This is a genomic window from Phyllobacterium myrsinacearum, from assembly GCF_002980555.1.
Lineage (GTDB): Bacteria > Pseudomonadota > Alphaproteobacteria > Rhizobiales > Rhizobiaceae > Phyllobacterium > Phyllobacterium myrsinacearum.
In genome coordinates this window covers 1-428 of record NZ_PVBT01000021.1, presented here as the reverse complement: position 1 = coordinate 428, position 428 = coordinate 1, and the positions used below count along the sequence as shown (strand labels likewise).

General features: G+C 51.9%; 1 other RNA gene. It reads left to right on the top strand.

Annotated features, from left to right (window positions below):
• Positions 1-353, top strand: a transfer-messenger RNA (tmRNA) gene (ssrA, locus tag C5750_RS26180); the annotation flags it as partial.
• Between the last annotated feature and the right edge of the window lie 75 nt (positions 354-428).

The following is a 428-nucleotide window of genomic DNA, read 5'->3' as shown; positions in this document are numbered from 1 at the left end:
CTGGATTCGACGGGATTTGCGAAACCCAAGGTGCATGCCGAGGGGCGGTTGGCCTCGTAAAAAGCCGCAAAAAATAGTCGCAAACGACGAAAACTACGCTTTAGCAGCTTAATAACCTGCTTAGAGCCCTCTCTCCCTAGCCTCCGCTCTTAGGACGGGGATCAAGAGAGGTCAAACCCAAAAGAGATCGCGTGGAAGCCCTGCCTGGGGTTGAAGCGTTAAAACTTAATCAGGCTAGTTTGTTAGTGGCGTGTCCGTCCGCAGCTGGCAAGCGAATGTAAAGACTGACTAAGCATGTAGTACCGAGGATGTAGGAATTTCGGACGCGGGTTCAACTCCCGCCAGCTCCACCAATCATGATTGGACGGTGTAAGGACAACACCAACAAAAACAGGATGTTAGCAGTCTCAGCAGGACACCGACCAGAC